Origin of the sequence: Streptomyces sp. NPDC060198, assembly GCF_042728415.1 — a bacterium.
Taxonomy (GTDB): Bacteria; Actinomycetota; Actinomycetes; order Streptomycetales; family Streptomycetaceae; genus Streptomyces.
This window is the reverse complement of sequence record NZ_JBHWZJ010000407.1, coordinates 1-5849: the sequence shown is the minus strand read 5'-3', so window position 1 is coordinate 5849 and position 5849 is coordinate 1. Positions and strand designations below refer to the sequence as shown.

Below are 5849 nucleotides of genomic sequence, written 5' to 3'. Positions count from 1 at the left end.
GGCGGGAACCAGCGCTGTCGTGTTCCGTACCCTCGGCGGAGTCTCGCGTCCCGCCAGGCTGTTCGGCGATGGCCCGGAGGCGGAGTCGGGGCCGACGGGCCACCGGGTCCGGTCACAGGCGCCCCGACCCGGTCGGATCTCCGCCCAGGAAGCAGAGGGAGCCGAAGCGGCCGAGGCAGCCGAGCGAGAACGCGCCACCGGGGGCGAACTGCCCCCGCGCCGCCCGAACGGCACACCCACCGGTCACCCACCGGGTGTGAAACTCGGCGTGAAGGCCCAACGGCCTGATCCCACCCGGTAGATCTCCACGTCGCCCAGGTGACCGAAACTTCTTCTTCGCCCACGACGCGGCCAGCAAGCAGGGGCGACTGGTACACGGATCCGTCACGACGCCGCCCTGACCGGTCACGTGCGCGGAGCCGCCCCCACCTGCTGGGCCCGTGGACCGGTTCGGTCGCGCCGATCGCCGTGTACACCCGCACCGACGACGGGCGGATCCGTCTCCCGGTGGACCTGGCGCCGGGCGCTGTGAGCATCGTGCGGCTGCCCCGGCCCTCCGGTGGCGTCTCCACCCGGAACATCACCGCGACGTCGGCCGGCGAGCGTCACCGCCGACGGACGTACGTTCGAGGTGCGGGGCCGCCGCAGCGGGTTCCTTCCGCACCATGTTCGACGACGGACGTTCGGTGGACGCCGTAGTCCGGTCGGCGCCCGCGCCGTTCGACCTGGAGACCTGGAGACCTGGAGACCTGGAGACCTGGAAGCTGGAACGTGGAGGACTGGCGGCCGGCGGGTCCCGACGCCGCCGAGACCGTCCACGTACGACACGAACTGCTGCTGCCGGACGGGCTGTTGCCGCGGTCGCAGATACCCGTCCTGGAGGACGTTTCCGGTGTGGGTACCTACCGCGCCACCTTCGCTCTCGGCAGGGAGTGGAACGGGGGCGACCGGGGCACGGCTCGAACTGGGCGAGGTGTGCGACACCTTCCGCCTCCGCCTCAACGGCCATGCCCTCGCATCGGTGAACCAGTTGGCGCGCGTGGTGGACCTGGGGCCGCGGTTGCGGCACGGCTCCCACACCATCGAGGTGGAGGTGGCGACGACACCGCTGAACCGGCTGCGGGTGGTCGACGCGGCGGTGTTCGGCTCCGCCGAGCGTCAGGCGTACGGGCTGCTGGGCCGGTGTGGTTGGTTCCGTACGGGACCGCGACCGTGCACGCGTGAGTACCGCTTCGGGCCGGCCGCACGGGCCGGTGCGGGGGCCGGCCGTTCCCGCGCAGACCCGGAGAGGGAGCGGGGACGACGGCGGTCGGCCGACCCCTGGGGACCGCCGACACGGTGCCGGACACGCGACACTGCTTCGGGACGAGGGCCGGCGCCACGCGCGACCGGCACGCGTGCGACGGAGTCGCCCTGCCGGCGCGGTTGTCCGCAGGCCAGGGTCTCACGCTCGAACGCCCGGACGTGCGGCGGATGTTCGCCTCGACGCCGCGGCCGGCCCGACGGGAGACGAACATCCTTCGCCACGACGCAGGCCGTCGGCGGCGGGAAACGACGGCGTTCCGCCCGTCGGCTCGCGCACTTTCTGCGGGATGCGCCACGTTTGCCGCTCATCTTCCTGCTTACGGCTGGGTATCGACGTGGGAAAAAACCCCAACGCCTCTTGTACGACGCGTTGTGAGCGCTAACAATCGAGCTCTGCCGGGGCTGCTCAGCCTCGGCCGCCAAGCCGGGACGATGCCGTCCAGCGGCGCGAGAACGCGTGCTGCCGCCGAGGTCGTTCCGGACAGAGCCGCCTCGACGACGGGATTGCCAGGTAACACCCATGACGAAACTCCGATCCGCATACGCCCTTCTGGCCGTGACCACCGGTTGTGCCCTGCTCCTGACCGCCTGCGGGCAAAGCAGCGAGGGGGGGAGCGAGGAGTCGAAGGACAAGAAGGACCTGACCATCGGCATCGCCATGCCCACCAAGTCCTCCGAGCGATGGATCGCCGACGGCAAGAACATGACCACCAGCCTGAAGAAGGCCGGATTCGCCACGACCCTGCAGTACGGCGAGGACGACCCCGACCAGCAGGTCGCCCAGATCGAGAACATGATCACCCAGGGCGTCGACGCCCTCGTCGTGGCCGCCATCAACGGCGAGGCGCTGTCCAACGTCCTCCAGCAGGCTGCCGACGCCCACATCCCGGTGATCTCCTACGACCGGCTCATCCTGGGCTCCGAGCACGTCGACTACTACGCCTCTTTCGACAACGAGAAGGTCGGCGAGCTCCAGGCCACGTACATCGTCGACAAGCTGGGGCTGGAGGGCGGCTCGAAGAAGGGCCCCTTCAACATCGAGCTGTTCGCGGGGTCCAACGACGACAACAACACCAAGTACTTCTTCAACGGCGCCATGAAGGTGCTGAAGCCCTACCTCGACAAGAAGCAACTGGTCGTACGCTCCAAGCAGACCCAGCTCAACCAGGTCACCACCCTGCGGTGGGACGGCGGTACGGCACAGAAGCGCATGGACGACCTGCTGACCTCGTCCTACTCCACCGGCCGGGTCGACGCGGTGCTCTCCCCCTACGACGGCATCTCCATCGGCATCCTGTCCGCCCTGAAGTCCGACGACTACGGAAGCACCGCCAAGCCGCTGCCGATCGTCACCGGCCAGGACGCGGAGGTCGCATCCGTGAAGTCGATCATCGCGGGCGAACAGACCCAGACCGTCTACAAGGACACCAGGGCCCTCGCCCAGGTCGCCGCGGACATGGTGTCCGCCGTCCTCAACGACAAGAAGCCCGAGACCAACGACGACTCCACCTACGACAACGGCAAGAAGGTCGTTCCGGCCTACCTGCTCGACCCGGTCAGCGTCGACAAGACGAACTACAAGAAGATCCTGGTCGACTCCGGCTACATCGACGCCGGGGAGCTGGGGTGACCTCCGCCACCCAATCCGGCGAGGTGCCCGTTCCTCAGCCAACGCCGACCGGCCCCGTCCTGGAGATGCGGTCCATCGTCAAGACCTTCCCCGGGGTCAAGGCGTTGTCGGAGGTGACCCTCTCCGTGGCACGCGGAGAGGTGCACGCCCTGTGCGGCGAGAACGGCGCCGGCAAGTCGACGCTCATGAAGGTCCTGTCCGGCGTCCACCCCCACGGGTCCTACGAGGGCGAGATCGTCTTCGACGGCGAGCCGTGCCGGTTCAAGGACATCAGGGCCAGCGAGCGGCGCGGCATCGTCATCATCCACCAGGAACTCGCGCTCGTTCCGTACCTGTCGATCGCCGAGAACATCTTCCTCGGCAACGAACCGTCCCGGCGGGGGATCATCGACTGGCGCGAGGCGCTGCGCCGCGCCGCCGAACTGCTCAGGCGGGTCGGGCTCGACGAACATCCCGAGACGCGGGTCGCCGACATCGGTGTCGGCAAGCAGCAGCTCGTGGAGATCGCGAAGGCCCTGGCGAAGGACGTCCGGCTGCTGATCCTCGACGAACCCACCGCCGCGCTCAACGACGAGGACAGTGCGAAGCTGCTGCGACTGATGGGGGAGTTGAAGGGCCAGGGCATCACCTCGATCATCATCTCGCACAAGCTGAACGAGATAGCCCGGATCGCCGACTCCGTCACCATCCTGCGTGACGGGCGCTCCATCGAGACCCTGGACGTCAAGGACCCGACCACCACCGAGGAGCGCATCATCCGCGGCATGGTGGGCCGGGACCTCGACAGCCGTTTCCCCGACCGCACGCCCTACGAGGGTGCGGCCGACACCGAACCGGCCCTGGAGATCCGCGACTGGACCGTGCGCCACCCGCTCGACCGCAGCCGGAAGGTCGTCGACGGGGTCTCGGTCCAGGTCCGCCGCGGGGAGATCGTCGGCATCGCCGGGCTCATGGGCGCAGGCCGCACGGAGCTGGCGATGAGCGTCTTCGGCCGCTCCTACGGCCACTACGAGCAGGGCTCCGTCCTCAGGGACGGCCGCGAGGTACGGACGCGCACGGTCCCCGAGGCCATCGCCAACGGCATCGCGTACGTCACCGAGGACCGCAAGCACTACGGTCTCGACCTCGGGGACACCGTGAGCCGGAACATCTCGCTCGCCTCGCTCGGCTCCCTCGCCCGGCGCGGCGTCGTCGACGGCCACGACGAGCGCAAGGTGGCCGAACGCTACCGGCAGACCATGAACATCAAGACTCCGAACGTCCTCGAACCGGTCGGCCGGCTCTCCGGCGGCAACCAGCAGAAGGTCGTCCTCAGCAAGTGGATCCTGGCCGGACCTGACGTCCTGGTCCTCGACGAGCCCACCCGCGGGGTCGACGTCGGCGCGAAGTTCGAGATCTACACCGTGATCGACCGACTTGCCGCCGAGGGCAAGGCGATCCTCTTCATCTCCTCCGAGCTGCCCGAACTGCTCGGCATGTGCGACCGCATCTACACCATGGCGGCCGGGCGTCTGACCGGCGAGGTGTCCCGGGAGGACGCCACCCAGGAAGTGCTGATGCGGCACATGACCCGGGACACCACCGCACCACCGGCAGTCACCGCAGGTGCCACCCCCAGCGAAGGACACCAGGCATGAGCACCGACGTCAGTACGAAAACGACCACACCGGCGCCGCCGGGCGGTAAGTCCACCGGCGGGCCGGTGGGCAGAGTGCTCCTGGACGGCGTCCGGCGCAACATGCGCCAGTACGGGATGCTCTTCGCGCTCGGCCTGATCGTGCTCCTGTTCGAGATCTGGACCGGCGGAGACCTGCTGCTGCCGCGCAACGTCTCCAACCTGGTCCTGCAGAACAGCTACATCCTCATCCTCGCCATCGGCATGATGATCGTCATCATCGCCGGGCACATCGACCTGTCGGTCGGCTCCCTGATGGCCCTGGTAGGTGGCATCGGGGCGGTGCTCATGGTCGAGCACCACGTCGCCTGGCCCATCGCGGTGCTGCTCACCCTGCTGCTGGGAGCCGCAGCCGGTGCCCTCCAGGGCTTCTTCATCGCCTATGTCGGCATCCCTTCCTTCATCGTGACCCTCGCGGGCATGCTGCTCTTCCGCGGGCTGACGGAGATCTTCCTGAAGGGACAGACCCTCGGCCCGTTCCCCGAAGGGCTGCAGAAGGTCGCCAACGGGTTCCTGCCCGAGGTGGGACCGGAGACCAACTACCACAACCTCACGCTGCTCCTGGGGATCGGACTGGCCGCGTACGTGGTCCTCCAGGAGGTTCGGGACCGCGGGCGCCAGCGCGAGTTCACCCTGGAGCCGCTCCCCGCAGGCCTGTTCTGGCTGAAGACGGGTGCACTGGTCGCCGCGATCCTGGTCACGACCCTGCTGCTCGCCAGCTACAAGGGCACGCCCGTGGTTCTCCTGATCCTGGCCGTGCTGCTGGTCGGCTTCGGGTACGTGATGCGGAACGCGGTGATCGGACGGCACGTGTACGCGATCGGAGGCAACCTGCCCGCCGCGAAGCTGTCCGGGGTCAAGGACAAGAAGGTCACCTTCGCGGTGTTCCTCAACATGGGGATGCTCGCCGCGCTCGCCGGCCTCGTCTTCGCCGCGCGCTTCAACGCGGCCTCGCCGAAGGCGGGTGTGAACTTCGAACTGGAAGCCATCGCGGCCGCGTTCATCGGCGGGGCGTCGATGAGCGGTGGCGTGGGCACCGTGCTGGGAGCCATCATCGGTGGCCTGGTCCTCGGTGTGCTCAACAACGGCATGAACCTGGTCGGGGTGGGGACCGACTGGCAGCAGGTCATCAAGGGCCTCGTGCTGCTGGCGGCGGTCGGCTTCGACGTGTGGAACAAGCGGAGGGCGGGCGCCTGACCCCGCTCGCCCCATGACGGTGCCCGCCGGCCCTTCCGCCGG

The 5849-nt window shown here is 68.6% G+C and carries 3 protein-coding genes; all 3 read left to right on the top strand.

Annotated elements, in window-relative coordinates; all coding sequences use genetic code 11:
- Positions 1-1825 precede the first annotated feature (1825 nt).
- The 3 genes from chvE (at position 1826) to mmsB (ending at position 5807) form a co-directional block, all read left to right on the top strand.
- On the top strand, positions 1826-2935 hold the full coding sequence (gene chvE / locus ACFWEP_RS30435; protein ID WP_387374877.1) for a multiple monosaccharide ABC transporter substrate-binding protein: 1110 nt from the start codon (positions 1826-1828) through the stop codon (positions 2933-2935).
- Positions 2936-3000: 65 nt separating this feature from the next.
- Positions 3001-4572, top strand: coding sequence for a multiple monosaccharide ABC transporter ATP-binding protein (mmsA, locus tag ACFWEP_RS30430; RefSeq protein ID WP_387374879.1), 1572 nt, complete (start codon positions 3001-3003; stop codon positions 4570-4572).
- Entirely contained in the window at positions 4569-5807 is a 1239-nt protein-coding gene (gene mmsB, locus ACFWEP_RS30425) for a multiple monosaccharide ABC transporter permease (RefSeq protein ID WP_387374875.1), read from the top strand. The genes mmsA and mmsB overlap by 4 nt, the downstream gene beginning before the upstream one ends.
- The last annotated feature ends 42 nt before the right edge of the window (positions 5808-5849 follow it).